This window comes from Mycobacterium sp. NGS59 (genome assembly GCF_059812345.1).
In genome coordinates, this window is sequence record NZ_JCALCN010000005.1 from 137,548 (window position 1) to 163,729 (window position 26,182).

28 protein-coding genes and 1 pseudogene are annotated in these 26,182 nt (G+C 67.1%); 15 read left to right on the plus strand and 14 right to left on the minus strand.

Annotation, left to right across the window (positions count from 1 at the left end):
• Positions 1-23: 23 nt before the first annotated feature.
• The 3 genes from AC5Y46_RS08460 to AC5Y46_RS08470 are packed head-to-tail and all read left to right on the plus strand — an operon-like array spanning position 24 to position 3,038.
• Entirely contained in the window at positions 24-518 is a 495-nt protein-coding gene (locus tag AC5Y46_RS08460) for a carboxymuconolactone decarboxylase family protein (RefSeq protein ID WP_499990680.1), read from the plus strand.
• A gap of 19 nt (positions 519-537) precedes the next feature.
• On the plus strand, positions 538-1,890 hold the full coding sequence (locus tag AC5Y46_RS08465) for a type I glutamate--ammonia ligase (RefSeq protein ID WP_499990681.1): 1,353 nt from the start codon (positions 538-540) through the stop codon (positions 1,888-1,890).
• Positions 1,887-3,038 carry an amidohydrolase family protein gene (locus AC5Y46_RS08470; protein ID WP_499990682.1) on the plus strand — a complete coding sequence of 384 codons (1,152 nt, stop codon included), beginning with the start codon at positions 1,887-1,889 and terminating at the stop codon, positions 3,036-3,038. The genes AC5Y46_RS08465 and AC5Y46_RS08470 overlap by 4 nt, the downstream gene beginning before the upstream one ends.
• Here AC5Y46_RS08470 and AC5Y46_RS08475 read toward each other — a convergent pair.
• Positions 3,035-3,499 carry a nuclear transport factor 2 family protein gene (locus AC5Y46_RS08475; RefSeq protein ID WP_499946863.1) on the minus strand — a complete coding sequence of 155 codons (465 nt, stop codon included), beginning with the start codon at positions 3,497-3,499 and terminating at the stop codon, positions 3,035-3,037. The two genes, AC5Y46_RS08470 and AC5Y46_RS08475, sit on opposite strands and share 4 nt — an antisense overlap.
• A 201-nt stretch (positions 3,500-3,700) precedes the next feature.
• On the opposite strand from AC5Y46_RS08475, the gene AC5Y46_RS08480 reads away from it, so the two are divergent.
• Positions 3,701-5,581 (plus strand): potassium transporter Kup, encoded by a 1,881-nt coding sequence (locus AC5Y46_RS08480; protein WP_499990781.1) that lies wholly within the window; start codon positions 3,701-3,703, stop codon positions 5,579-5,581.
• Here the strand turns inward: AC5Y46_RS08480 and AC5Y46_RS08485 are convergent.
• From AC5Y46_RS08485 to AC5Y46_RS08510, 6 genes are all read right to left on the minus strand, one after another.
• Positions 5,578-6,903: a cytochrome P450 gene (locus tag AC5Y46_RS08485; protein WP_499990683.1), complete on the minus strand. Its 1,326-nt coding sequence runs from the start codon at positions 6,901-6,903 to the stop codon at positions 5,578-5,580. The genes AC5Y46_RS08480 and AC5Y46_RS08485 overlap by 4 nt on opposite strands.
• Before the next feature lie 9 nt (positions 6,904-6,912).
• Positions 6,913-7,341, minus strand: a complete 429-nt coding sequence (locus AC5Y46_RS08490; RefSeq protein WP_499946861.1) for a lipoprotein LpqH — start codon at positions 7,339-7,341, stop codon at positions 6,913-6,915.
• A 35-nt stretch (positions 7,342-7,376) separates the two neighbouring features.
• Entirely contained in the window at positions 7,377-8,219 is an 843-nt protein-coding gene (locus AC5Y46_RS08495) for an SDR family oxidoreductase (RefSeq protein WP_499990684.1), read from the minus strand.
• A gap of 13 nt (positions 8,220-8,232) precedes the next feature.
• The gene (locus AC5Y46_RS08500) at positions 8,233-8,688 is read right to left on the minus strand and encodes an SRPBCC family protein (protein ID WP_499990685.1); all 456 of its coding nucleotides are present in this window, start codon (positions 8,686-8,688) and stop codon (positions 8,233-8,235) included.
• A gap of 51 nt (positions 8,689-8,739) precedes the next feature.
• Positions 8,740-9,165 (minus strand): transglycosylase family protein, encoded by a 426-nt coding sequence (locus AC5Y46_RS08505; protein WP_499990686.1) that lies wholly within the window; start codon positions 9,163-9,165, stop codon positions 8,740-8,742.
• Positions 9,166-9,272: 107 nt separating this feature from the next.
• On the minus strand, positions 9,273-9,842 hold the full coding sequence (locus AC5Y46_RS08510; RefSeq protein WP_499990687.1) for a chorismate mutase: 570 nt from the start codon (positions 9,840-9,842) through the stop codon (positions 9,273-9,275).
• Between the two features lie 94 nt (positions 9,843-9,936).
• Between AC5Y46_RS08510 and AC5Y46_RS08515 the strand changes: the two are divergent.
• Positions 9,937-10,507: pseudogene (locus AC5Y46_RS08515) on the plus strand (lipoprotein LppJ family protein).
• Positions 10,508-10,584: 77 nt separating this feature from the next.
• On the opposite strand, the gene ag85B reads toward AC5Y46_RS08515, so the two are convergent.
• A complete protein-coding gene (gene ag85B / locus AC5Y46_RS08520) occupies positions 10,585-11,565 on the minus strand; it encodes a diacylglycerol acyltransferase/mycolyltransferase Ag85B (protein WP_499946855.1) in 981 nt (326 codons plus the stop codon).
• A 579-nt stretch (positions 11,566-12,144) separates the two neighbouring features.
• Between ag85B and AC5Y46_RS08525 the strand changes: the two genes are divergently transcribed.
• The gene (locus AC5Y46_RS08525) at positions 12,145-13,269 is read left to right on the plus strand and encodes a DUF7159 family protein (RefSeq protein WP_499946854.1); all 1,125 of its coding nucleotides are present in this window, start codon (positions 12,145-12,147) and stop codon (positions 13,267-13,269) included.
• A gap of 1 nt (position 13,270) precedes the next feature.
• Here AC5Y46_RS08525 and AC5Y46_RS08530 read toward each other — a convergent pair whose 3' ends face one another.
• From AC5Y46_RS08530 to AC5Y46_RS08540, 3 genes are read right to left on the minus strand one after another with little or no spacing between them, the layout of a single operon-like run.
• Complete coding sequence (locus tag AC5Y46_RS08530; protein WP_499946853.1) at positions 13,271-13,831, minus strand: YceI family protein; 561 nt, start codon at positions 13,829-13,831, stop codon at positions 13,271-13,273.
• 24 nt (positions 13,832-13,855) lie between these two features.
• Positions 13,856-14,869 (minus strand): alcohol dehydrogenase catalytic domain-containing protein, encoded by a 1,014-nt coding sequence (locus AC5Y46_RS08535; RefSeq protein WP_499946852.1) that lies wholly within the window; start codon positions 14,867-14,869, stop codon positions 13,856-13,858.
• Positions 14,870-14,885: 16 nt separating this feature from the next.
• Complete coding sequence (locus tag AC5Y46_RS08540; RefSeq protein WP_499990688.1) at positions 14,886-16,178, minus strand: cytochrome P450; 1,293 nt, start codon at positions 16,176-16,178, stop codon at positions 14,886-14,888.
• Positions 16,179-16,360: 182 nt separating this feature from the next.
• Between AC5Y46_RS08540 and AC5Y46_RS08545 the strand changes: the two genes are divergently transcribed.
• The 3 genes from AC5Y46_RS08545 (at position 16,361) to AC5Y46_RS08555 (ending at position 17,370) form a co-directional block, all read left to right on the plus strand.
• Positions 16,361-16,774, plus strand: coding sequence for a hypothetical protein (locus AC5Y46_RS08545; protein WP_499946850.1), 414 nt, complete (start codon positions 16,361-16,363; stop codon positions 16,772-16,774).
• Positions 16,775-16,782: 8 nt separating this feature from the next.
• The gene (locus tag AC5Y46_RS08550) at positions 16,783-17,073 is read left to right on the plus strand and encodes a hypothetical protein (protein WP_499946849.1); all 291 of its coding nucleotides are present in this window, start codon (positions 16,783-16,785) and stop codon (positions 17,071-17,073) included.
• A 75-nt stretch (positions 17,074-17,148) separates the two neighbouring features.
• Complete coding sequence (locus AC5Y46_RS08555; RefSeq protein WP_499946848.1) at positions 17,149-17,370, plus strand: Rv1893 family protein; 222 nt, start codon at positions 17,149-17,151, stop codon at positions 17,368-17,370.
• A gap of 51 nt (positions 17,371-17,421) precedes the next feature.
• On the opposite strand, the gene AC5Y46_RS08560 is transcribed toward AC5Y46_RS08555, so the two are convergent.
• Positions 17,422-18,552, minus strand: coding sequence for a nitronate monooxygenase (locus AC5Y46_RS08560; protein WP_499990690.1), 1,131 nt, complete (start codon positions 18,550-18,552; stop codon positions 17,422-17,424).
• A 241-nt stretch (positions 18,553-18,793) separates the two neighbouring features.
• Here AC5Y46_RS08560 and AC5Y46_RS08565 point away from each other — a divergent pair, with 241 nt between their 5' ends.
• From AC5Y46_RS08565 to AC5Y46_RS08575, 3 genes are read left to right on the plus strand one after another with little or no spacing between them, the layout of a single operon-like run.
• Positions 18,794-20,725, plus strand: coding sequence for a flavin-containing monooxygenase (locus AC5Y46_RS08565; protein WP_499990691.1), 1,932 nt, complete (start codon positions 18,794-18,796; stop codon positions 20,723-20,725).
• Positions 20,726-20,730: 5 nt separating this feature from the next.
• Complete coding sequence (locus tag AC5Y46_RS08570; protein WP_499946782.1) at positions 20,731-21,756, plus strand: zinc-binding dehydrogenase; 1,026 nt, start codon at positions 20,731-20,733, stop codon at positions 21,754-21,756.
• A gap of 17 nt (positions 21,757-21,773) precedes the next feature.
• Positions 21,774-22,706 carry a carbon-nitrogen hydrolase family protein gene (locus AC5Y46_RS08575; protein ID WP_499990693.1) on the plus strand — a complete coding sequence of 311 codons (933 nt, stop codon included), beginning with the start codon at positions 21,774-21,776 and terminating at the stop codon, positions 22,704-22,706.
• Between the two features lie 4 nt (positions 22,707-22,710).
• Here the strand turns inward: AC5Y46_RS08575 and AC5Y46_RS08580 are convergent, their stop codons facing one another.
• Positions 22,711-23,619 carry a class I SAM-dependent methyltransferase gene (locus AC5Y46_RS08580; RefSeq protein ID WP_499990694.1) on the minus strand — a complete coding sequence of 303 codons (909 nt, stop codon included), beginning with the start codon at positions 23,617-23,619 and terminating at the stop codon, positions 22,711-22,713.
• Between the two features lie 18 nt (positions 23,620-23,637).
• Positions 23,638-24,069, minus strand: a complete 432-nt coding sequence (dtd, locus tag AC5Y46_RS08585) for a D-aminoacyl-tRNA deacylase (RefSeq protein WP_499990695.1) — start codon at positions 24,067-24,069, stop codon at positions 23,638-23,640.
• A gap of 32 nt (positions 24,070-24,101) precedes the next feature.
• Here dtd and AC5Y46_RS08590 point away from each other — a divergent pair, with 32 nt between their 5' ends.
• The 3 genes from AC5Y46_RS08590 to AC5Y46_RS08600 all read left to right on the plus strand — a co-directional run bounded on the left by AC5Y46_RS08590 (position 24,102) and on the right by AC5Y46_RS08600 (position 26,177).
• Positions 24,102-24,404 carry an MTH1187 family thiamine-binding protein gene (locus AC5Y46_RS08590; protein WP_499946786.1) on the plus strand — a complete coding sequence of 101 codons (303 nt, stop codon included), beginning with the start codon at positions 24,102-24,104 and terminating at the stop codon, positions 24,402-24,404.
• Positions 24,405-24,565: 161 nt separating this feature from the next.
• Positions 24,566-24,802: a hypothetical protein gene (locus AC5Y46_RS08595; RefSeq protein ID WP_499990696.1), complete on the plus strand. Its 237-nt coding sequence runs from the start codon at positions 24,566-24,568 to the stop codon at positions 24,800-24,802.
• Positions 24,803-24,881: 79 nt separating this feature from the next.
• A complete protein-coding gene (locus tag AC5Y46_RS08600) occupies positions 24,882-26,177 on the plus strand; it encodes a competence/damage-inducible protein A (RefSeq protein ID WP_499990697.1) in 1,296 nt (431 codons plus the stop codon).
• Positions 26,178-26,182 lie beyond the last annotated feature (5 nt).

Below are 26,182 nucleotides of genomic sequence, written 5' to 3' on the forward strand. Positions count from 1 at the left end.
CCGTCCGGGCGTACCATCTCGCCATGAGCCGAATCGGAACTTTCGCTGACGACGACGTGGCCAGCTGGGTGCTGAAATCCCCCGAACTCGGCGGCGCGATGGCCAATTTCAGCCGCGCGGTGTACACCGCGAACCGGCTGCCGTTGCGCACCCGTGAGATCGCGCGCGCGGTGATCGCCGCCAACAACGAATGCACCGTGTGCGCCAACACCCGCGATGCCGACGGGCCGGCTGCCGGGGTGGACGAAGAGCTCTACGACCACGTTTCCGAATGGCGCACCTGGCCCGGCTACAGCGAGCAGGAGCGGCTGGCGGCCGAGTTCGCCCACCGGTTCTCCACCGAACACACCGTGTTGCGCGACGACGAGGATTTCTGGCGCCGGGCCGAGGAGCACTTCTCCGAGGAGTTGTTGGCAGATCTGGCCATCTCGTGCGCGCTGTGGGTCGGTATGGGACGGGTGCTGCGGACCCTCGACATCGGCCAGGCGTGCAAGTTGACCTTGCCCAGCCGGGCCTGACCAGCGCGTCGCGGTTGCCATGACGGCCACTCCGCTTGCCGCCGCGGCGATCGCCCAACTCGAAGCCGAAGGCGTCGACACCGTCATCGGGACCGTGGTGAACCCGGCCGGATTGATTCAGGCCAAGACGGTTCCGCTGCGCCGCACCAACGCGTTCGCCGATCCCGGCCTCGGCGCCAGCCCGTCGTGGCACGCGTTCGCCATCGACCAGACCGGGATCGCGTTCACCGATGACGTCGGTGTGGTGGGCGACCAGCGGTTGCGTATCGACCTGTCCGCGTTGCGCATCATCGGCGACGGCCTGGCGTGGGCCCCGGCCGGCTTCTTCGATCAGGACGGGGGGCGCGTCCCGGTGTGCGCACGGGGGACACTGCAGCGCATCGAGACCGCGCTGGCCGGTGCCGGCATCGAGGCCGCGATCGGTCACGAACTCGAGTTCCTGCTGGTCGGCGCCGACGGCGGGCGATTGCCGTCGACGCTGTGGGCGCAATACGGTTTGGCCGGTGTCCTCGAACACGAGTCGTTCGTCCGGGAGGTCAGCGCCGGGGCCACCCTGTCCGGGGTCGTCATCGAGCAGTTCCATCCCGAATACGGCGCCAACCAGTTCGAGATCTCGCTGGGTCCGCAGTCGCCGGTGGCCGCCGCCGATCAGTTGGTGTTGCTGCGCGTCATCATCGCCCGCGCCGCGCGCCGGCACGGGATGCGCGTCAGCTTCTCACCGGCACCGTTCGCGGGCGGTGTGGGCAACGGTGCGCACCAACACTTCTCGTTGCGCACGGGGCAGGAGCCGCTGTTCTCCGACGGCACCGGTCCCGGTGGCATGACGGCGGCAGGGCAGGCCGCGGCGGCCGGCGTGCTGCGCGGATTGCCGCAGGCGCAGGGCATCCTGTGCGGATCGATCGTCTCGGGCCTGCGGATGCGTCCCGGCAACTGGGCCGGCGCCTACGCCTGCTGGGGCATCGAAAACAGGGAAGCCGCGGTGCGATTCGTGCGGTCCGGGCCGGCCAATCCGCTCGGTGGCAACGTCGAGGTGAAGATCGTCGATCCGTCGGCGAACCCGTATTTGGCCTCGGCTGCGATCCTGGGACTCGCGCTGGACGGGATCGAGACCGACGCACGGTTGCCGCCGGAGACGGTGGTGGACCCAGCGCAACTCTCCGACTCCGAGCGCACCGCCGCCGGCACTGTGCTGCTGCCCGAGGCTCAGGCCGAAGCCATTGCCGCTCTTGATGATTCGGTTCTGCTGCGCAAGCTCCTCGGCGACCCGGTGATCGACATGGTCGTCGCGGTCCGCCGCATGGAGGACGACCGCTACGGGGACCTGGCCCCCGAAGACCGGGCCGACAAATTCCGGATGGCCTGGAGCCTATGACCGCCCCCTCCGAATCCGCGCTGGCACAACATATCCGTCAGGTCGCGCTGATCGACCAGCACGTGCACGGCTGCTGGCTGACCGCCGGCGACCGACGGCGTTTCGAGAACGCGCTCAACGAAGCCAACACCGAGCCGCTCGCCGAGTTCGACTCCGGCTTCGACACCCAGCTCGGCTTCGCCGTCCGCAACCACTGCGCCACCGTCCTCGGCCTGCCCAGACATGTTGAGCCACAGGCTTATTGGGACAGCCGCAGCCGGCTCGGGGAAGACGAATTGGCCCGACTGTTCCTGCCGGCCGCCGGGGTCAGCAATTGGCTGGTGGACACCGGGTTCGGTGACGACGTCGCCGGCGTCGCCCAGCTCACCGAGTGGTCGGGTCGGCGTGCCTACGAAGTGATCCGCCTCGAGCAGGTCGCCGAGCAGGCCGCCCGGGCCTCGGGCGACTATGCGTCGGCGTTCGAGGAGATCCTGCGTCGACGCGCGGCCACCGCGGTGGGCACCAAGTCGATCCTGGCCTACCGGGGCGGGTTCGACCGGGACCTGAGCGAACCGACGGCGGCGCAGGTCGCCGCGGCGGCCCAGCGGTGGCGCGACGACGGCGGCATCCGGGTGAGCGATCCGGTGCTGCTGCGATTCGGCCTGCATCAGGGGCTGCGGTTGGGCAAGCCGTTGCAGTTGCACGTCGGCCTCGGTGACCGCGACTGCGATCTGCACAAGTCCAACCCGCTTCATCTGCTGGACTTCCTGCGCGGGTCCGGACCGACCCCGATCGTGCTGCTGCACTGCTACCCCTACGAGCGCGAAGCCGGTTACCTGGCACAGGCTTTCAACAACGTCTACGTCGACGGCGGACTCAGCGTGAACCATCTGGGTGCCCGCGCGCCGGCCTTCCTGGCGCGTCTGCTGGAACTGGCGCCCTTTCGCAAGATCCTGTACTCCTCGGACGGCTTCGGACCCGCCGAACTACATTTCCTGGGAGCGACGTTGTGGCGCAACGGGATCGAACGGGTGCTGAGCGGATTCGTGGCGGCCGGCGAGTGGAGCGAGACCGACGCCATCCGGGTGGTCGACCTGATCAGTCACCTCAACGCCGCCCGCATCTACCGCGTGGCCAGTGGCGACCCGAGGGGTCCGAGCGCCGGCTAGACCAGGTCGCTGGCGTCGAAGATCCAGGACGCGTCGCCGCCGGCGAGCTTCTCGAAATGGTTGGGTGGCGCGAAGGCGACCAGGCTGTTGAAGTCCCAATAGTCTTTCCAGACAGTGATCTTGGCTTCGCCGTCGCGCTGTTCGACCCGGTGCACGGTGACGAACCTCAGCACGCCCTGCTCGCCGGTCTGGAACGTCCAGGTCTCGGAGTGCTCGTAGATCACGTCGGATCCGTTGGACACCAGCACGCCGTCGTGGTTCTCGTATCCGGCCAGGTCCTCCAGCCCGAGCTTGAGCCGGGTCACGATGTTTTCCGGGCCACGCGCCGAGGCCGCGGGGATCGGCATGTCGACGTAGAGACAGTCGTCGGACAGGAACGTCTTGAGCGCGTCCCAGTCGCGTCGTGACAGCGCCTGCCACATCCCGGTCACGACGTCCGCTGAATTGGAAACATCTGTCATGGGGGTCAATTAACTCGGCGGCGCCGCCGGTGTCAACCTGGCCCGGCGACACGGGCTGGACTGGTTGGGTCGGCATCTGCGCTGACCGTAGGATCGATCCGCTACGTCGCTACCACCCACACCCGGGGGCCACTTGCCGTGCAGACAACTTCGCAACCCTCCGCAGCACCGCACGGCGGGCCGACCCGGCTGCGCCCGGCCATGGTGGTCGGCGCGCTCGGTGTCGTCTTCGGTGACATCGGGACCAGCCCGATCTACACCATCCAGACCGTCTTCAACCCCGCTGATCCGCACCCGGTGCCGATCAGCACCGACAGCGTGTACGGCGTGGTCTCGCTGATCTTCTGGTCGGTGATGATCGTCGTCACGTTCACCTACGTCAGCCTGGTCATGCGCGCGGACAACCACGGCGAGGGCGGCATCATGGCGCTGATCACCCTGGTCGGCCGGCAGAAGGAAGGCGGCGGCGGACCGCGAAGACGCACCGTCGCGGTGTTGGGCGCGCTGGGAATCTTCGGCGCTGCACTGTTTTTCGGCGACAGCATGATCACCCCGGCGATCTCGGTGCTGTCGGCGGTAGAAGGCGTCAAAGTGATCCAGCCGCAGTTCGGCTCGTGGGTCGTGCCGATCACCGCGGTGATCATCGTCGTGCTGTTCGCCGTGCAGCGGAACGGTACCGCCGCCGTCGGCCGGCTGTTCGGTCCGGTGATGATCGCCTGGTTCACCGCCATTGGCGGCTTCGGCGTGGTCGCGATCGCGGACCACCCGGAGATCCTGAAGGCGCTCTCGCCGCTGTACGCACTGAAGTTCATGGTCGGGCACTTCCATTTCGCGTTCTTCTCACTGGCCGCCGTCGTGCTGTCGATCACCGGCGCGGAGGCGCTGTATGCGGACATGGGTCACTTCGGGCGACGTGCGATCGCCTCGGGATGGCTACTGCTGGTGCTGCCCGGCTGCGTCCTCAGTTATTTCGGGCAGGGCGCGCTGCTCCTGGCCGACACCAAAGCGGTCAGCGCACCATTCTTTCTGCTCACACCCGACTGGGCGCGGCTGCCGATGGTGCTGCTGGCCACCGCCGCAACGGTGATCGCGTCCCAGGCGGTGATCACCGGCGCGTTCTCGGTGGCATCCCAAGCCGCCCAGCTCGGCTATCTGCCGCGGTTGCGGATCGCGCACACCTCCGAGTCGACCATCGGCCAGATCTACGTGCCGTGGATCAACGGGCTGCTGCTGATCTCGGTGCTCACCCTGGTGTTCGCCTTCCGCAGTTCGGCCGCGCTCGCGTTCGCCTTCGGCATGGCCGTCACCGGCACGATCACCATCACCACGTCGCTGTTTCTGTATTACGCCCGCACCACCTGGCGGACACCCTTGTGGCTGATCGTGGCGGGCGGCGGGGTGCTGCTGGGGGTCGATCTGATGTTCCTGGCGGCGAACCTGACCAAACTCATCCACGGTGCCTGGCTGCCGCTGATGATCGCGCTGGTCGCCTTCACGGTGCTGATCACCTGGCAGCGTGGACGTGAAATCGTCACGCGCGCAAGGGAAGAGGCAGAAGGACCGCTGCGCGACTTCGTCGACAGCTTGGCGTCGGGGCAGCAGCCGATCACCCGGGTACCGGGCACCGCGGTCTTCCTCAACCGCGGCAACAACACCGCGCCGCTGGCCATGCGGGCCAACGTCGAGCACAACCGGGTGCTGCAAGAACATGCCGTGGTCATGGCGATCGTGACGCTGCCGGTGCCGCGGGTTCCGGATTCCGAGCGCAACGAGATCGACGCCCTGGGCTACGCCGCCGACGGGATCATCCACGTCACTTCGTATTTCGGGTATATGGAAACACCCAACGTCCCTGCCGCGCTGCGGCTGCTGGATCCGGCGCAGACCGAAGGTCCGATCGACGTCGACGGCGCCTCCTACTTTCTGTCCAAGCTCGAACTGGTCAAAGGGTCGGCACCGACGATGGCGGGCTGGCGCAAGCGGCTGTTCATCGCAACCTCCTACACCACCGCCGACGCCGCGGAATACTTCGGCCTGCCGCTCAACCGCACCGTGATCATGGGTGAGCGCATCGAGGTCTAGCCGACGGTTTGGCCGACCATTGTGCGCGCGCTCCCCAGCGCGACCGGGAGCGTCGACCAGCCGTGCAGTACCCGGGTACCGCGCCGGGTGCCGGCCCCGGCGGCGCTCGCCTCGGGGAAACGCTCGAAGAAGGTACGCAACCCGACCTCACCTTCAGCGCGGGCGAGCGCGGCACCCAGACAGAAGTGACGTCCTGCCGAAAACGCGAGATGCTTTCCGGCGTTGGAGCGTTCGACGTCGAAGCGGTGCGGATCGGGAAACACCGACGGGTCGCGGTTGGCGGCGGCCAGGTAGACCACCACCACTTCGCCCCGCCGTATGTGCATGCCCGCGATCTGCACGTCGGTGCGGGCCACGCGCGCGGTGAGCTGCACCGGAGAGTCCAGGCGCAAGATCTCCTCGACGGCGTTCGCCCACAACTCCGGGCGCGCTTGCAGGATGTCCAGCTGCTGCGGGTGGTCCAGCAGCATACGAATTCCGTTGCCCAACAAGTTCACTGTCGTTTCGAAGCCGGCGACCAACACCAGGCCGGCGACCGCCTGCAGTTCACGCTCGTCCAGATAGGCTTCGGCGTCGCCGCCTGCCGCCGTCCGGATCAACTGGCTCATCAGGTCGTCGCCGGGGGAGCGGCGCAGCTTCGCCAGGTGCTCGACCAGCCACGCGTTGAAGCCCGCCACGCCCCGCTGCACCCGCTGGTACTGCCACCACGGCACCCCGATATCCAAACTGGGCGCGGCCAATTCGCCGAACTCCAGCACCCGGCGCCGGTCGTATTCCGGCACGCCCAGGATGTCGCTGATGACGATGATCGGAAGTTGCGAACAGTAGCGTCCGACGACGTCGACGACGCCGGGCTGGTCACCGAGCCGGTCCAGCAGACTTGCCGCGGTCTGCTCGACCCGGTCGCGCAGGCCGGCGACCGCCCGCGCGGTGAACACCGCCGACACCGTCTTGCGGTAGCGGGTGTGATCGGGCGGCTCGACGGCCAGCAACGACGGCGGACGTACCGGGTGCAGCAGATCGTCGCGGGTGCGCCGTTCCAGCCACCGCAGCGGCGCCGGAAGGCTTTCTCCGAACGCGACGACGCGGAAATCGTCGGACCGCAACAGTTCCTGCGCGAGGCGATGGTCAGCGGTCAAGAAGTTCGCGCGGTTGCGCACCAACGGACCGTGCCGACGTACCTCGTCGAAGAACGGCACCGGGTCGGCGGCAACCGTCGGGTCCGCGATCAGCCGAGCCCCGACGTCGCCACGTCGAACCGCGAGGCCGGCGAGCCCGCGGATGACACCGTGCATGGCGAACCAGTGCAGTCTGTCCTTCACGATCGCCGGTCAGCACTCGGCGCTGATCTTGAAATCCGCCGTCACCACCTTGTTGGGGTTGTTGCTGTTGATGCCCGAGGCGCTGCCGGTGATGACATACGTGCCGGGCCGCCTGGGGGGATCGACCTGCGCGCTGCCCACCCCGCCTTCGTAGTAACTGCCGGTGAAGCCACCGAAGTCGCGGATCTTGACGATCTGCGGGATCACCCGGTCGCCGCTGACCAACACCACCGCCTGCACCTGGCCGTCGCGTTCGCGGATGTCGATGGTGCGATAGTTCTCGATCTGGCTGCAGGCCGGCGGGCGGGTGGTGATCGCCTGGCCGTCGATGGTCAGATGCGCCGGCTTGCGGGGCACCGTCATCGCGTCCCCGCACCCGGAGACGGCTCCGGCGACGGCCATGGCGACACCTGCAAGCCTGAGAACCCGGTTCTGCACCAGCGACCTCCGTATCGAGCGTTGGGTAGGAATGATTATGGCCGTTTCAGGTCCATCCTGGGCAGTGCTTTGCGGACCAGCCCTCGGACCAGTTCCGGGCTGGCGCCCTTCAGCCGGTCGATCAAGCCGATGCTGGCGGGCACATACCAATGCAGCCGCCTGGGATGGTGATAGGCCTTCCAGGCCACCTCGGCCACACTGGACGCCGGCATCAGGCGGAACATGCCCCGCTTGGGTGCCGCAGCGCGCAACTCCTCCTGGCTCATTCGGGCCGGGGCGTCGTCCGGTTCGGTTCCGGAGTGCTGGGGGGTCGAGGTCAGGATCGCGGTGTCGATCAGACCGGGCAGCACGTCGGCCACCCGTACCCCGTGGCGGTGCCACTCCACGCTCAGCGCCTCGGTCAGCCCCTTGACGGCGTGCTTGGTCGCCGAGTAGACCGCGATGCGGGGCATCCCGTAGGTGCCCGACGACGACGAGGTCGAGAACATCAAGCTGCCCGGCGCCTTCTGCAGGTAGGGCAAGGATCCGTAGGCTCCGGTCAGCACACCTTTGAAGTTCACGTCGACGACACGCATGGCGGCCTCGTAGGGCACATCCTCGAACCAGCCGCCCTCACCGATCCCGGCGTTGTTCCACATCATGTCGAGCCCGCCGCCGGGATTGCCGGCACAGAAGTCGGCCAGCGCCGCGTCCAGGGCGGCCTTGTCCGTGACGTCGACGGCACGGGTCCACAGCCTCGATCCCAGTTCCAGGCACAGCGCGGCCAAGCCGTCGTCGTTGCGGTCCACGGCGCCCACGCGCCAACCCTTGCCGTGGAACAGCCGGACGCCTTCCCGGCCCATTCCGCTGCCGGCACCGGTGATGAAAATCGCCTTCATCGATCCCATACCCTCAGTCCGCTTCGACCACTTCTTTGATGCGCTGCAGCGTCTTGGTCATGTCCCGGATGTTGCGCCGTCTCCGCAGGAAACCACCCAGGACCAGGTAGACCTTGGTCAACGGGGACTGCGCCATCCGGAAGGACTCGGTGACGTCGGTACCGTCACCGGCCGGAACCAATCGGTAATGCCAGTTGTTGATGGCCCGGTCACCGGCCAGCACAGCAAACCCGAACTCACGGCCGGGATCGCATGCCGTCACTTTGCAGGTGGTCCAATAGACCGGCCCGATCTCGTTACGGCGCACATGGCCGCGAAACCGCGCACCCAACTCGGGACCGCTTGCGTCGCCGAGCCATTCCGCTTCGAACGTTTCCGGCGAAAAGCGTCCGGTATTTCGAATATCGGCTATTAATTCCCAGATCTTGTCGGCCGGCGCGGCCATATGAACCGTTGCTGAACCCTGCATAGAACGATCCAATCACGTCGCCTGTAACGAAACGAGACGAACCGCCGATAATCACCCTTTGGGCGTCAGCATCCCGATGATCGCGCTGATGGTCTGCTGCCACTGCTGCGCCGGCTGCGCGGGTTGCACCGCACCGCCGGACGCCGGTGCCATACCGCCGACGCGCGAGCACTTGGGCCACGCTCCCGGTCCCTGACCGGCCAGCACCCGGTTGGCGACCGCGATTTGTTGCTGCTTGGAGGCCTTCGCGGGATTTCCGACGCCGCCGTACTCCTCCCAGGTGGCTTGCTTGAACTGCAGGCCACCGTATGCGCCGTTGCCGGTGTTGGCGGCCCAGTTACCGCCGGACTCGCACTGTGCGACGGCTTCCCAGTTCATGGTCTCGGCGTCCGCGACACCGGTGGAGAACGACATCGATGCGGCCAGGAAACCACCAGCCACGGCGGACTTGATGAAGGGCTTAGTGATGTTCGTCATGTGCGGCTTTTCGCCGGCCGTAGTCGAAGCGTTACCGACCGGAGAAAATTATGAGACCGTTTATCTATCCCTTCGAGATTGGCGCAAACGGTGTTTCACCGGGTGTTTCAGGCGTCCGGCCGGACCTGGCAGTAGGACTGTGTCGCGACGGTCAGCGCACGTCGATACAGGTCGTCGAGTCGGCGTAGCCGCGTGGTCTCGGTGCGCGCGAGTTGCAGCGCAGGCCCGCAATCGGGCGAATTCAGCAAACTCTGGTTAAGCGCTATCTGAGACAGAATCTTAGTGTTGGACTCGTCGATGGCCGCCCGCGAGACCGACAGGTCCGGCGGCGCCGGCTCGACGTGGTTCGGGTCCAGCTTCCACTGGGCGAACCGGGCGTACTCGATGGCTTCGGTGGCTCGGATCTGGTCGGCGAAGACCGCTGCGACGTAGTCCGGGTCGACGCTGCGGCCGACGGCCTCGTCGCGCAGGGCGGCGAGCTCGTGCTCGACGCGGACCGGATCTTCGATCGCGGCGTGCGTGACCCACTTGAACGCGGCGACCGGATCGGCGATCTGGAGCCGCTCGGCGGCGGCGTCGACCAGTGCGATCAGCGAGCCGCCTGGGTCTGACGGCACCGGCGGCGCGAACGCGACCGACAGCAGAGCAAGTACCGCGAATCCGGCTGTTGCGCGCACGTCCTCAAGACAAGCACCTCAATCGCGGTCACCGCCGCCGGATTGTCCAGACTGCATGGAAGTCAATCGCCCGTGGTGGCCGACAATGGCTTGCATGCGTGCTGACTGGTTGCGCTCGCGACATGCCAGGCTCCTGCTCGGTGCCGCGCTGGCTGTCTCGATGCTGTTGGGTGGGGCTTTTGTGGTGCTGAACCGGGTGCATGCTCCGCCGACCGGCGCCGTGCGACCTGCGGGACCTCTGGCGACCGACCAACAGAGCCAGGCGCAGGCCGTCGGAGCGGCCAAGAACGTCGTGGCGGTCGCCGGTCTGCGCACGACGACGGCCGGCTACCTGTTGATGTCGTGTCAGGGCCGTGACGAGCCGCCCTACCAAGGGGCGGTGTACCTGACGTTCGCCGTGCCCCCCGACACCGGTGCCGACACCTACCTACCTTCCGTCGCGACCAAATTGGTCTCCGACGGCTGGACGGCGGGAGTGGCCCCCGCCAAACCATGCCTTCGCGCAGACGCTGACCAAGGGCGGGGTCACCGCGGTCGTCTATCGCCACGACGACAACGTGAACCTGGGCACTTTGCGGCTGTATGGAGAATGCCGAAACATGACCGACCATCGAGCCGATCCCACCGGCTGGATCGACATCACCGGCGAATTCGGCCCGGCCTAGAGCGGTACCGGGTGCAAAAGCACTACTGCGCTTGACGGCAGGTAGCCGTCAAGCGCAGTAGTAGAGATAGTGCAGGGTCAGGCCCGAGCGCCCAGTGCGCCCTGCAGGTCACCCTTCATGGCGACCAACTGCGCGCCCCAGTACTCCCAGCTGTGCGTGCCGTCGCTCTGGAAGTTGAAGACCGCGTTGTGGCCACCGGCCGCGTTGTAGGCGTCCTGGAACTTGATGTTGCTGCTGCGGACGAAGTTCTCCAGGAACTCCGCGGGCATATTGGCGCCACCCAGCTCGGACGGCTTGCCGTTGCCGCAGTACACCCACAGGCGGGTGTTGTTGGCGACCAGCTCGGGGATGTGCAGCGACGGGTCGTTGCGCGCCCACGCGGGATCGCTGGACGGGCCCCACATGTCCGAAGCCTTGTAGCCGCCGGCGTCACCCATCGCCAAGCCGATCAGCGACGGTCCCATGCCCTGCGACGGGTCCAGCAGCGCCGACAGCGAGCCGGCGTAGATGAACTGGCCGGGGTGGTTGACGGCCAGGATCATGGCCGACGAGCCGGCCATCGAGATACCCACCGCGGCGCTGCCGGTCGGCTTGACCGACTTGTTGCTCGCCAGGTACGCGGGCAGCTCGCTGGTCAGGAAGGTCTCCCACTTGTAAGTGGTGCAGCCGGCCTTACCGCAGGCCGGGTTGTACCAGTCGCTGTAGAAGCTGGACTGGCCGCCGACCGGCATGATCACCGAAAGGCCCGACTGGTAGTACCACTCGAACGCGGGGGTGTTGATGTCCCACCCGTTGTAGTCGTCCTGGGCGCGCAGGCCGTCGAGCAGGTACACCGCAGGTGAGTTGTCGCCACCGCTCTGGAACTGCACCTTGATGTTGCGTCCCATCGCCGCCGACGGCACCTGCAGGTACTCGACTGGCAGACCCGGCCGGGAGAAGGCTCCCGCGCTCGGCGCACCGCCGGCGAGTCCGATCAGGCCCGGCAGGGTCGCAGCCGCAGCCGCGCCGACCAGGAGTCGGCGACCCCAGGCCCGTATCTTCCCGCTCACCTCTGTCATAACCTGTGCCCCTTTTTCCTTAATGGCATTGCTCCCGGCAGAACTTACCGCGTGAATAGGCCAAATGTCGATTCGGACGCAATCACATTTCAGTTCCATATCGGTTGCCGCCACGGATACCGCAACTGTGTTAGTTCCGTACCGCGCCGGTCGACCGCATTCGTTGATACCCGGTCCCGACACGGGCAAACGCGACACGCGCCGCGCCGTTATGCACGCGTTATGGAGTTGGAATCGGGCCGAGTCGGGTCTACCGGGCACCGTATATATGGTGCGCGGGACGAAATCGCCGAACCCGGAGCGACAGAATTTCCAGCCATGTCGGCCAACGTGCCCAATTTTTACCGCACCGTCAGTTCGCAACCTTTTCCGGCGAAATCGGTGGAACGAGATCTCTGGAGCGGCATTCAACCCGGGGCAGCCGAACTTCCGCCGACCGCGTAGGCTGCTCGGAGCAAGCCGACTGCAGACACGCTAGCCCCGGCCGATCAGGCACCTGCGCGCCACGCACCTGACCTTTTGGTGCACGTGGTTGTCGTAGCGGATGAGTCAGACCCGGGAACGATTGAGGTGCGAAACTTGGATACGGTACTCGGGCTATCAGTGACACCGACCACGGTCGGATGGGTTCTGGCTGAAGGGCATGGCGCCGACGGCGCAATCCTGGACCACCGCGAAATGCACCTGCAGGACGGCGTCGAAGACGGCCACACCGTGCGCACGGTGAACACCGCAGAGCGAGTCGCAGCCGAAGTCATCCGCGCCCGAGACATCGCCACCGTCGACAATCACCGACTGCGCGTGGTCGGAGTGACCTGGAACGACGAGGCCGCGGCCGAGGCGGCGCTGGTACAGGAAGCGCTGGCCGACGCCGGTTTCGACAATGTGGTGCCGGTTCGGCAACTCGACGCCGTCGAGACACTGGCCCAGGCCATCGCACCCGTCATCGGATTCGAGCGGACGGCGGTATGCATCCTCGAGGCCGAGTGGGCGACCGTGGTCATGGTCGACACCCACGACGGCGAGACGCAGACCGCCGTCAAGCACGTGCGCGGCGGCTTTGACGGTCTGACTTCCTGGCTGACCGGCATGTTCGACCGCAGCAGCTGGCGTCCGGCGGGCGTCGTCGTGGTCGGGCCCGAAGGCGACGTCAGTGCGCTGTCCTCGCAACTCGAAAGCGTGCTGCCGGTACCCGTTTTCGCCCAGACGATGGCGCAGGTGACGGTCGCCCGCGGTGCCGCGCTGGCGGCGGCGCTCAGCACCGACTTCACCGACGCGGAGTTGTTTGCGCTGGTGGAGGAGGCGGTCGAGCCGGTCGCCGCGGTGCCCGCGCGATCACGGCAGTACGCCGGTGCGGCGACCACGTTGGCCGCAGCCGCGGTCACCTTCGTCGCGTCGGTGTCGCTGGCGGTGGGTCTGCAGTTGGCACCGGGCAAGGATGCCAGCGCCACGCAGCATGTCGTGCGCAGACCGACGCCCCCGGTCGCCGAGGCGCCACTGGCTCCGACGGCGCAACCTCGGCCCCCGGCGCAACCGGAGCCGGTGCGTCTGGCCGCCGACGAGCAGCCCGACGGGTCCGCGCCCGGCGGGCAACCGAACAGCGCTGTGCCCCGCCCGGAGCCGCCCGGCGGACCGTACCGGTTGAGTACGGCGATCGAGCAGCTCCCCGGCACCGTCGCCGAGGACGGGCAACCACCCGAATGATCTAGTCGTCCCGGCGCCGGACCGCGCTGAAGGACACCGTCACCTCGTCGGTGACCTGTAGCGAACCCATGAACAACGAGTAGGGTTTGACGCCGTAATCGGACTGCCGCACTGTGGATTCCGCGGACAGCCGCCAGGAATCTCCGAGGTCGTCGGTCCGCAGTTGGACCACGTGCTCGCGGGACTTACCCCGGATGTGCAGTCGCCCGGTCAGGCGGTACCCGTCGCCGGTCCGCTCGATGCGGTCGGTGGCGAAGCGGATCTCGGGAAAGCGGTTGGCGGACAACGACTTCAGGGCGTTGGAGCGCACCATGACCTGCTCGGCGCCGGACAGGCTCTTGACGCCTCCGGAGCCGCGCAACACCTGCAACGAATCCACTTGCACCTCGAGTCCCGCCGTGGCCGGTTCACCGTCGAGCCACGTCACCCAAGCCTGCCAAGCGGTCATGGCGATGGTGAGCCGATGACCCATCCGCGCTGCTCGACCGGTAACCCCGGTGTGAATGGTCAACTCGCCGTCCGCGGGGTCCAGCGTCCACGTTTCGTCCTGGTCGGGGGCCACGGGCGAACCTTACTAGCCGTCACCTCACATGGTGAGTACCGTGCGGTAGTGCGCCCGCCCCTGCTCCAGCGCCGCGTACCCGTCGGCCGCCTGCGCCAGTGGTAACTCCTCGATCCACGCCCGCACACCCGACATGACCGCGAAATGCATTGTCTCCTCGACGTCTTTCGCCGTCCCGGACGGATGCCCGATGATGCTGAGCCCGGATGTGATCAGTTGGACCGGGCTGATCGGCAGCGGTTCGGGCGTCACACCGATGGCGACGAGTTCGCCCTGGGGGAGCAGACCGCCGATGGTGTCGGCCATGGCTTGCGAATTGCCAGCCGTGGCAAGGACAACGGCCGCCCCGCCCAGGATGCGCAGCGCCTCGGCGACATCCTCGGTCGTGGAGTCGATGTAGTGGTGGGCACCCAACGTCTTGGCGTCATCGGCCTTGACGGCGCCGCGGGCGATGGCAATGGTCTCGAATCCCATCGCCCGGGCGAACTGCACCCCGAGGTGGCCCAGACCACCGACGCCCAGGACTGCGACCCGGTCGCCGGGCAACGCTTTGGTGTGGCGTAGCGCGTTGTAGGTGGTCACACCCGCGCAGCCCATCGGCGCGGCTTCGACGTCGGAAAGCCCGGCCGGGATCCGGGCCGGCGCGGTCGCCGGGACCGTCACCGATTCCGCGTAACCACCGGGATACTGCCAACTCGGCACCTTCATGTTCGCGCAATGTATGAAAATGCCTTTGCGGCACGGATCGCATTGGTTGCAGTTGCCCCCGAACCAGCCCACCGCGACACGGTCACCGACCGCGAATTCCTCCACGCCGGCCCCGACTTCGGCTATGGTTCCGGCGATTTCGTGTCCGGGAGTCAACGGCCAGGACATGCCGGGAAAGCCGCCGTGGACGAAGTGGGCGTCGGTTCCGCAGATGCCGCAGGCGGTGACGGCGATGCGGACCTCGCCACGGCCGGGGGCGACCGTTTCGACGTCGGCGAACTCCAGCGGCGCACCCGTGGACGGGACCTGGACCGCTCGGTGTGTCGACACGGTTATCCGTTCAGTTTCAGTGCGCGACAGGACATTTGGCGCTCCCATCGGCGTGATAGTCGACTTGCCAGTGCTTGATTCCGTTGAGCCAGCCCGAGCGCAGCCGCTCGGGTGTGCCGATCGATTCCAGGTTGGGCATGGCGTCTGCGATCGCGTTGAACATCAGGTCGATCGTCATCCGCGCCAGGTTGGCACCGATGCAGTAATGCGCCCCGGTTCCCCCGAAGCCGACGTGCGGGTTGGGGTCACGCAGGATGTTGAAGGTGAACGGGTCGTCGAACACGTCTTCGTCGAAGTTCGCCGACCGGTAGACCATCACGACCCGCTGCCCTTTCTTGATCTGCACTCCCGACAGCTCATAGTCCTGGAGGGCGGTGCGCTGGAACGAGGTGACCGGCGTTGCCCACCGGACGATCTCGTCGGCCGTGGTGACGGGCCGGTCCCGCTTGTAGAGCTCCCATTGGTCGGGGAAGTCGGTGAAAGCCATCATGCCCTGGGTGATGGAGTTGCGGGTGGTCTCGTTGCCGGCCACCGCGAGCAGGATGACGAAAAAGCCGAACTCGTCGTCGGAGAGCTTGTGGCCGTCGACGTCGGCTTCGATCAGTTTGGTGACGATGTCGTCGCCGGGATTCTGCGCCCGGTCGGCGGCCATCTGCATGGCGTACATGATCAATTCGACCGACGCGGTGATGGCATCGTTGCTGGCGAACTCGGGGTCCTGGTCGCCGACCATCTGGTTGGACCAGTGAAAGAGCTTCATCCGGTCTTCCTGCGGGACACCGAGCAGTCCGGCGATGGCCTGGAGCGGCAGTTCGCAGGACACCTGCTCGACGAAGTCGCCCGATCCTTGCGCGGCGGCGGTTTCGACGATGTTCCTGGCGCGCTCAGTGAGGTCGTCGCGCAGGCGCTCGACCGCCCGCGGGGTGAAACCGCGGGAGATGATCTTGCGGAGCCGGGTGTGGTGCGGAGCATCCTGGTTGAGCAGGACGAATTTGCCTCGTTCGATCTGCTCACCGACGGTGCCGTCCCGGTAACGCGGCAGGGCGGTCTTCTCCAGGCTGGAGAAGACGTCGCTACGACGCGAGATCTCTTTGACGTCCTTGTGTTTGGACACCACCCAGAAGCCGCCGTCGTCGAATCCGCCGGCCCCGTACTCCTGCTCGTTCCACCAGATCGGCGCGGTCCGACGCAACTCGGCCAGCTCTTCCACCGGCAGTCGCTCGGCGTGGATGTCGGGGTCGGTGAAGTCGAACCCCGGCGGCAGATTCGGCTCGAGCTGTGGTTCGGCTGCTGGCTGCGTAGTTGACAAGGCCCACTCCTTGAGAGTCCCGGTGGTCGTCTCGTGCCAATACTCCATTGCTACACCACAGTTGGGAAGCTCTGAACGAAAACCGGCAAAGCCGAACCCGGCCCCGAATCCGGCCTTGTGACTGCTGGGGCAATCGTTATGCTCTTGAGAAACACCTCGCCGGTGCCTAGAAGGGGAACACCATGATTCGCGAACTGCTCACTGCCACCGCGGTCACGGGTGCGGCGATCGGGCTCGCCCCGGTAGCCGGCGCCGACAACGGGCGCTGGGAAGGCGACGTGCCGGGCATGAACTACGACGCTTCGCTGGGTGCGCCGTGCGACAACTACGAGCGCTTCATCTTCGGCCGCGGTCCCAGTGGCCAGGCCGAGGCCTGCCACTTCCCGCCGCCCAACCAGTTCCCGGCCGCAGAAACCGGCTACTGGGTCATCTCCTACCCGTTGCGGGGAGTCCAGCAGATCGGTGCGCCGTGTCCGGGTCCCAAGGTCGCCGCGCAATCGCCGGCCGGTCTTCCGATGCTGTGCCTGGGTGCTCAAGGCTGGCAAGAAGGTTGGTTCACCGGGGCAGGGTTCTTCCCGCCCGACCTGAGCGAATGACCTGAGTCGTGCGCGGCCACGACGTCGCCGAGTCCCCGATCCCACGGTGGCTGCGCTTCGTCTTGGCCTCTGATCGTGCCGGCTCGGCCTGGTATGTCGGCACCGGGTTCTTCTTCGCGCCGGTCCTGGCCGTGCTGTCGCCGTGGCCGACGGTGACCGTTGTGCTGTGGTGGCTGATCGGCCTGGCCGGTTTATGGCTCGGTCTGCTCGGAATCGCGATGGCCGCGGGGCTGGCGCGAGTTCTGCGCTCGGGCACCGAGATTCCGGAGGATTACTGGCGCACCCTCGTCGACTACTGAGTTCTGTCGGTGGTGGGGCGAATTCGCCTACCTCTAGACTCAGAGGTCCGTCCCGCCAGCGAACAGGAGACTCAGATGGCTTTCGACCCCAAGGACGCCGTGGACGCGGTCAAGGACATCGCGATCAATGCCGTCGAAAAGTCCTCGGACATCGTCGAAAGCGTCACGGCCATCATCAGGGGTGACATCGCCGGCGGCGCCAGCGGCATCGTCCAGAGTTCCGTCGACATCGCCACCGACGCGGTCGACCGCGTCAAAGAGGTATTCACCGGCAGCGACGACGCGCCACTGGACTAGTTCTACCGTCGCGACCGACTGCACCCGGCGACGCCGCGCCGACGATCGCCCCTAGACGCCGGCGGCCTCGTTGAGTTCGTCGAGTCGGGTCGTCGACTCCAGGTATTCCTGCACCCAGCGCTCGATCACCGTGGACGTCTTCTCCACCTTGCGGAACTGGCCGACGACCTGCCCCACCGGGTTGAAGGCCACGTCCACCGACTCGTTCGGGTAACGGTTGGTGGCCCGCACCGCCATCCCGGACACCATGTACTGCAGCGGCATACCGAGCGGCTTCGGGTTGTCCGGGTGCTCCCACGCCTCGGTCCAGTCGTTGCGCAGCATCCGGGCCGGCTTGCCGGTGAACGAACGGCTGCGGACGGTGTCACGGCTGCCGGCCTTGATGTAGGCGGCCTGCTGAACCGGGGTGTTCGAGGACTCCTCGACCATCAGCCACTGCGAGCCGGTCCACGCGCCCTGACAACCCAGCGCCAGCGCGGCGGCGATCTGCTGGCCGCTGCCGATGCCGCCGGCACCCAGGACCGGGACGGGCGCTACCTCCTTGACGACCTGCGGCCACAACACGATCGAGCCGACCTCGCCGCAGTGTCCACCGGCCTCGCCACCCTGGGCGATGATGATGTCCACCCCGGCGTCGGCGTGCTTGCGGGCCTGCGACGGTGAGCCGCACAAAGCGGCCACGGTGCGGCCTGCGTCATGGATGTGCTTGATCATGTCCGCCGGGGGAGTGCCCAGCGCGTTGGCGATCATCGTCACCTTGGGGTGCTTGAGCGCCACCTCCACCTGCGGGGTGGCGGTGGCCTCGGTCCAGCCCAGCAACTGCAGACTGTCACCGTCGCTGTCCTCGACCGGGACTCCGTGGTCGGCGAGGATCTTCTTGCCGAAGTCCAGGTGTTCCTGGGGGACCATGGATCGAAGTGTGTTGGTCAGGTCCTCGGCGGACTGGTGCGAGTCCATGCCCTCGTACTTGTTGGGGATCACGATGTCCACGCCGTAGGGGTGGTCGCCGATGTTCTCGTCGATCCAGTTCAGTTCGATCTCCAGCTGCTCCGGGGTGAAGCCGACCGCACCGAGCACGCCGAACCCGCCGGCTTTGCTGACGGCGACGACCACATCGCGGCAGTGGGTGAACGCAAAGATCGGAAACTCGATACCGAGTTGATCGCACAGGGCGGTGTGCATGCCTGCTCCTAGGAAGCTTGACCGAGCGGAAAAACTGCAACGTGTTCTAGTTTAGTACGGGGGCCTGTCGCTTGGCCAGCCAGGTCCCGCGCGCGGCGACTAATACCCGTCGCCTCGCGGGCTGACGGCGACCCGTAGCCGCAGCGCTTGATCCCGGCAGCTACGGCGAGGTAGCGTGAAGCCCGCAATTACGAAACGACGGGTAGCGTAATTGCGTCCCCCGAAAGGATTTGGCCACTCGATGCGCAGCCGGTATGCCGGGCAACCCTTCACCACGTCCACAGCCGAAATCGCCGCCGCGCTAGAGGATGTCAGCATCCCGACGCTGCTGCTGTCACTGGTGCACATCACCGGCGATCCCCGGTTCATCCGCGACTTCAAGCAGATGGGCATATTCCTCAACGAGGTTCAAGGATTCATGTCCGAGGAGGACAAGGCCCGAGCCCGCGCCGAGGCGCTACCGGTGATCGTCGACTATCGCGATCGCGGCTGCCCAGAGCCGGAACCGCTCAGCTACGACCTGATCCGGGAAATGATGGACTGGGCCGCGTGTGAGCACGTTCCCGACGATTACCTGCCCCTGGCGCTCGAGGAGATCGATCTCGAAGGCGTGGATCCGCGCCGTCCGGTCACATTGCCGGCCGGTTCGATGGCCGACTTCCCGGTGCTCGTGATCGGGTGCGGCGAGTCCGGCATCCTGGCCGGAATTCGCCTCAAACAAGCCAACATTCCGTTCACCATCATCGAGAAGAACTCCGGACCCGGTGGAACATGGTGGGAGAACAGTTATCCCGGCGCACGCGTCGACGTCGCCAACCACTTCTACTGTTACAGCTTCGAACCCAACAACGACTGGACCCACTTCTTCGCCGAGCAGCCCGAGCTGCGCGACTACTTCACCCAGGTGATGGCCAACCACGACCTGGCCCGGCACGTGCGCTGGGACACCGACGTCGTCTCGGCGACATGGCTTGACGCGCAAGGCCATTGGTCCGTCGAGCTGCGCGCGACCGACGGCAGCCTCAGCACGGTGCAGGCCCGAGCGGTGATCACGGCGGTCGGACAGCTCAACCGGCCGCACGTCCCCGACTTCGACGGGGCCGACACATTCGCCGGTCCGTCGTTTCACTCCGCACGGTGGGATCATTCGGTCGACCTGACCGGCAAACGAGTAGCCCTGGTCGGCGCCGGTGCCAGCGGATTCCAGATCGCACCCGCGATCGCCGGCGACGTCGAGCAGCTGACGGTGTTCCAGCGCACCGCGCAATGGATGTTTCCCAACGCGATGTACCACGACGAGGTCGGCGACGGCGTCCGCTGGGCGCTCCGTCATCTGCCGTGCTACGGGCGGTGGTATCGATTCCTGCTGTTATGGCCGGGCGCGGACAAAGGTCTGGACGCCGCGCAGGGCGACCCGAGCTACGCCGACCAGGACTATGCCGTCAGCGACATCAACGCGGCCGCCCGGATGATGTTCAGTCAGTGGATCACCAGCCAGGTCCCCGAGGGCGACGAGCTGCTCGCCCAGGTGCTGCCCGACTATCCGGCCACCGGCAAACGGACCCTGCAGGACAACGGCAGCTGGCTTCAGACGCTGCAACGCGACAACGTCGAACTGGTGCGCACCCCGATCGCGCGGATCACACCGCACGGCATCGAGACCGAGGACGGCACCACCCGGAACTTCGACGTGATCGTCTACGCCACCGGCTTCCGGCACACCGACGTGCTCTGGCCTTTGAACATCAAGGGCCGCAACGGAATCGATCTGCACGAGCTGTGGGGGAGCCGGCCTTACGCGTATCTGGGCGTCACCGTCCCGGGTTTCCCGAATCTCTTCCTGATCTATGGGCCCGGCACGCATTTGGCGCACGGCGGCAGCCTGATCTTCCAGTCCGAACTCCAGATGCGCTACATCAACCTTTGCTTGCAACGGATGGCCGAGGACAACATCGTCGCCGTGGAGCCCACCGCAGACGCAGCCACCGAGTGGCATCAACGCACCCAGGCCGAGATCAAGAAGATGGTGTGGTCACATCCGGCCGTCAAACATTCGTACTTCAAGAACGCCGACGGGGAAATTCACACCGTCAGCCCGTGGCGCCTCAACGAGTACTGGGCCGCGGTGCGCGAGCCCGATTGGTCCAATTTCATTCTCCGACAGGGAAAGTGAGCGCGATGCGAACGGTAGTCGTCGACGGGCCCGCCAGCATCCGGGTCGACACCCGGCCCGATCCGGCCCTGACCGGACCGGACGGGGTGATCGTGCAGGTGAGCGCCGCCGGCATCTGCGGCTCGGACCTGCATTTCTACGAAGGTGACTACCCGATGGTCGAACCCATCGCGCTGGGCCACGAAGCCGTCGGCACCGTGGTCGAGGCGGGCCCGGAGGTCCGCACCGTGCGGGTCGGCGACGAGGTTCTGGTGTCGTCGGTGGCCGGCTGCGGAGCGTGCCCGGGATGCGCCACCAACGACCCGGTCATGTGTTATTCGGGCCTGAACATCTTCGGCGGCGGTGTGCTGCCGGGCGCTCAGACGGATCTGCTCGCGGTGCACGCGGCCGACTTTCAGGTCCGCAAGGTGCCCGAAGGGATTTCCACCGAACAGGCGCTGTTACTCACCGACAATCTGGCCACCGGCTGGGCTGCGGCACAGCGCGCCGACATCCCGTACGGCGGCACCGTCGCCGTGATCGGACTGGGCGCGGTCGGATTGTGCGCGCTGCGCAGCGCGCTGACCCAAGGCGCGGCAACGGTTTTCGCGGTCGACCGGGTTGAGGGTCGACTGCAGCGCGCCGTCGAGTGGGGCGCCACCGCGGTGCCGGGACCCACGGTCGAGTCCATCCTCGCCGCGACGGGCGGACGCGGCGCCGACGCGGTGATCGACGCTGTCGCAACGGATGCCTCACTGACCGACGCGCTGGCCGCGGTGCGTCCCGGCGGCACCGTGTCGGTGGTCGGTGTGCACGACCTGCAACCGTTTCCGTTCCCCGCCCTCATGTCCCTGATCCGCAGCATCACCGTGCGCTGGACGACGGCGCCGGTACAGCGCACCTGGCCGGAATTGATCCCGCTGCTGCAAACCGGGCGCCTCGATGTCGAGGGCATCTTCACCACCACGATGCCGCTGGACGAAGCGGCCCAGGCTTACCGCACGGCGGCGGCGCGGACCGGCGATACGGTCAAGATCCTGTTGACGCCGTAGCGCTTCACCGTGGCAGCATGGTGTTCATGCGTTGCGCCGCAATCCAGCTCGAAGCGGTACCGGCCGACGTCGACGCGAACCTGGCCACCATCGAACGTCTCGTCGAGGACGCGGTCCAGGCCGGCGCGGAGACGATTGCGCTGCCCGAATTCTTCACCACCGGAATCGGGTTCTGGCCCGATCTCGCCGATGCCGCGCTGCCGCCCGACGGCAAGGCCACCGAACTGCTGCTGGGTCTGGCCCGGCGCCACGACGTGATGGTCGGCGGCTCGTTGCTGATCCGGGACGACGACGGCAACGTCCGCAATGCCTACCTGCTCGCGACGGCCGCCGGGTTGGCCGGGCGCCACGACAAGGACCTGCCGACGATGTGGGAGAACGCCTTCTACGTCGGCGGTGACGACGACGGCGTGATCGAGACGGACGCAATGACCGTAGGGGCGGCGGTGTGCTGGGAACTGATGCGCACCCAGACGGTGCGCCGACTGCGTGGACGCATCGATCTGGCGATGACCGGGTCGGGGTGGTGGTCGATTCCCGAGTGGTGGCCGCGCGCGAGCTTCCGCCGGCTGGAGGCGCGCAACGCGGCGACAGCACGACGGGCTGCGGCATCCTTGGCGAGTTACGTCGGCGCACCGGTGCTGCATGCCGCGCACGCGGGCCCGCTACAGTGCCGAATGCCGTGGCTGCCCATCCGATACCGCGGCCGATTCGAGGGTGGCACCCTGATCGTGGCGGCCGACGGCACCGTGCTGGCCGGCCGCGACGAGACCGACGGGGAAGGCATCGTCGTCGCCGAGGTCGAAATCGGGCGCCGGACGCCAACTTCCAACGCGCCCAGCGGTTTCTGGCTGCATCGGCGCGGAGCGCTGCCGGCCGCGGTGTGGCACTATCAACGCCTGCACGGCCGCCACTACTACCGTCGGCACGTCGCCGGGACGGCGTCCTGAGCGCTCAGCGTTGGGCGACGATGTACTGGGAGTGCATGTAGCCGTCGATCGTGATGTCCACCTCGAACGGGGTCAATCCGTAACCGGCCTGCAGCTCCGGGTTGTTGCGCACCGGTTCGACCGCCCAGCCATGTGCGGCCAGCCACTCCGCCGGGTCCAGCGGGTTCTCGTAAGTCAGGGAGGAGAAGTCGACATCACCGGCCAAGTTGACCCCTGGGTGCTCCTCTTCGAGTGCGGCCAGCTGCTGGTGATCCAGCCGAGACCCCAACGCGCCTATGGCAAGTCGACTGCCCGGGGAACTCAACTCGGTGATGCCGGCGAACAGCGCTTCGTGGGCGGCGCTGGTCAGGTAGGGCAGTAGCCCTTCCAGCGACCAGGCGCTCGGACGCTGCGAGTCGAATCCGGCGGCCAGCAGCGCAGCGGGCCAGTCCGCGCGCAGATCGGCGGCGGCCTCGCGCCGCTCGGCCTTCGGCGCCGCGCCGTGCTCGCTGAGCACCTGCGCCTTGAATTCCAGCACTTTGGGCAGGTCGATCTCGAAAACCGTTGTCCCCGTTGGCCATTGCAGTCGGTAAGCCCGGGAGTCCAGACCCGCGGCGACAATCACCGCTTGCCGGAGGCCCGCGTCGCAGGCAGCGACAAAGAACTCGTCGAAGAACCGCGTCTGCACGCCGTACAGGCGCGGGAAGGCGTTCTCGTGGTCGGAGGTTCCCGGGTTGGCCAACAGTTCGGTCAGATAATCGTCGCCCGAGGCCTCGATGAAGAGCTTCGCGTAGTCGTCGCGCACCAACGGCTGCTCGTTGACGGCATGCAGCGCGCGCCAGGCGGCGACCAGCAGAGCCGTGTAGCCGACACCGCTGACGATGTCCCATTCGTCGTCGTCGGAGCGAAGCGATCCGAACTCAGGGGGCGTCATAGCTTCCGAACGTACCCGTCAGAGCTCCAAAAGCACGGTCACCGGCCCGTCATTGACCAACTCGACCTGCATGTGAGCGCCGAAGACACCGGTCTCCACCCGCGCGCCCGCTCGGCGTAGCGCCTCGGTGAACGTCGCAACGAGGGGCTCGGCGACCGCGGCCGGCGCGGCGGCGTTCCACGATGGGCGGCGCCCCTTGGCGGTGTCGGCGTACAGGGTGAACTGACTGACCACCAGGATCGGCGCGTCGACGTCGGATGCGGACTGCTCGCCGGACAGGATCCGCAACGTCCACAGTTTCTCGGCCAGGCGCTGCGCTGTTTCGGGTCCGTCGGTGTGCGTGACGCCGACGAGGGCGAGCAACCCCTGTCCGTCCGGGCGGATGGCGCCGACCTGTTCACCGTCCACCGAGACGGTGGCCGACGAGACCCGTTGCACCAGAACCCGCATGAGCCCCGATGCTGCCATGCGACAGTGAAGGAATGTCTGTGCTGGTCGCGTTTTCCGTCACTCCGCTAGGTGTAGGCGAGGCCGTCGGTGAGATCGTCGCCGAAGCGGTTCGGGTGGTCCGCGAATCGGGACTGCCCAACAGGACCGACTCGATGTTCACCGTGATCGAAGGCGATACCTGGGAGCAGGTGATGGCCGTGGTGCAGCGCGCGGTGGAGGCCGTCGCCGCCCGGGCACCGCGGGTCAGCACGGTGATCAAGGCGGACTGGCGAACCGGGGTCAGCGATGCGATGACGCGAAAGGTCGAGTCGGTCGAACGCTATCTGTCGAGTTGATCGGCCTGGCAAACCCGGTGCTCAGCGCTGCGCGTAGCGTGTTGCGGATCCACCTACGGCAACCAGGAGGCGCAATGATGGCCCGTTTCCCAGCTCCGGAATCCAGCGCATGACCGGCGGCGCAGGCGGGCCCGGCGGGGCCGGCGGTCAGGGCGGCGCGGGTGGTCGAGGCGGAGCCGGCGGTCGCGGTGGCGCGGGCGGTCGCGGTGGCGACGGTGGTCGCGGGGGCGACGGTGGTCGCGGCGGCGACGGCGGCCCCGGCGGCGATGGCGGCCCCGGCGGTCAGCCGGGCGAAGGCGGCCCAGGCGGCGCCGGCGGCGAACCCGGTCAGCCGGGCCAGCCCGGTCAACCGGGTCAGCCCGGTCAGCCCGGAAGTCCCGGCGAGCGTGGGGGATTGACCGATCCGGGAATCCCCGGCCAGCAAGGCAGCCCCAGCACTTAAGAACCAACTCGGTGGCGGTGCGTAGTGTCGTCACGGTGAGCGCACGCGCGGGCATCGTGGTCACCGGCACCGAGGTTCTGACCGGACGGGTCCAAGACCAGAACGGGCCCTGGATCGCCGATCGTCTGCTGGAACTGGGTGTCGAACTCGCCCACATCACCATCTGCGGTGACCGCCCCGCCGACATCGAAGCGCAACTGCGCTTCATGGCCGATCAGGGCGTCGACCTGATCATCACCAGCGGCGGGCTGGGACCCACCGCCGACGACATGACCGTCGAGGTGGTGGCCCGATTCTGTGGCCGCGAGTTGGTCCTGGACGACGCGCTGGAGAACCGGATCGCCGACATCCTCAAGTCGCTGATGGCGCGCAACCCAGCATTCGCGGCGCTGCTGGAGCCGGGCAACTTCGAGTCGGTGCGGACCGCCAACCGCAAGCAGGCCATGATCCCGGTCGGAGCGCAGATCCTCGATCCGGTAGGCACCGCACCCGGCGTCGTGGTCCCTGGCAAGCCCGCGGTGCTGGTGCTTCCCGGACCCCCACGCGAACTCCAGCCCATGTGGCACAAGGCCGTCGAGACCCCCGGGGTGCAGGAGGCGATCGCCGGCCGGACGGTGTACCGGCAGGACATGGTGCGGATGTTCGGACTGCCCGAGTCCGGGCTGGCCGAGACGCTGCGGGAAGCCGAGACCGCCATTGCGGGTTTCGAGGCGCTGGAGATCACCACCTGTCTGCGCCGGGGCGAGCTGGAGATCGTCACCCGCTACGAGCCGGCCGCCGAACAGGTCTACGCGCAGTTGAGCCAACTGCTCCGCGATCGCCACGGTGCGCAGGTGTTCTCCGAAGACGGTTCGCAAGTCGACGATCTGGTCGCCGCCCTGCTCGCCGGACGCCGTATCGCCACCGCAGAATCCTGCACCGCGGGGTTGCTCGCGGCGCGGCTGACCGATCGCGCCGGCTCGTCGGACTACGTGGTCGGCGGGGTGGTGTCCTACGCCGACGAGGCCAAGGTGCAGTTACTCGGCGTCGACGCGGGCCTGATCGAGCAGCATGGGGCGGTGTCCGAGCCGGTCGCGCAGGCGATGGCGGCGGGCGCGCTGACACGCTTCGGCGCCGACACCGCCGTGGCCATCACCGGAATCGCCGGCCCCGGCGGTGGCACCGAGGATAAACCGGTCGGCACAGTATGTTTCACGGTCGCGCTGGCGGACGGCACCGGCGTCACCCGCACCCTGCGGCTGCCCGGCAACCGCTCCGACGTCCGGGAACGTTCCACCACCGTCGCGATGCACCTGCTGCTGCGGACGTTGAACGGTTCCGGAGCGGGCTGAGCGCC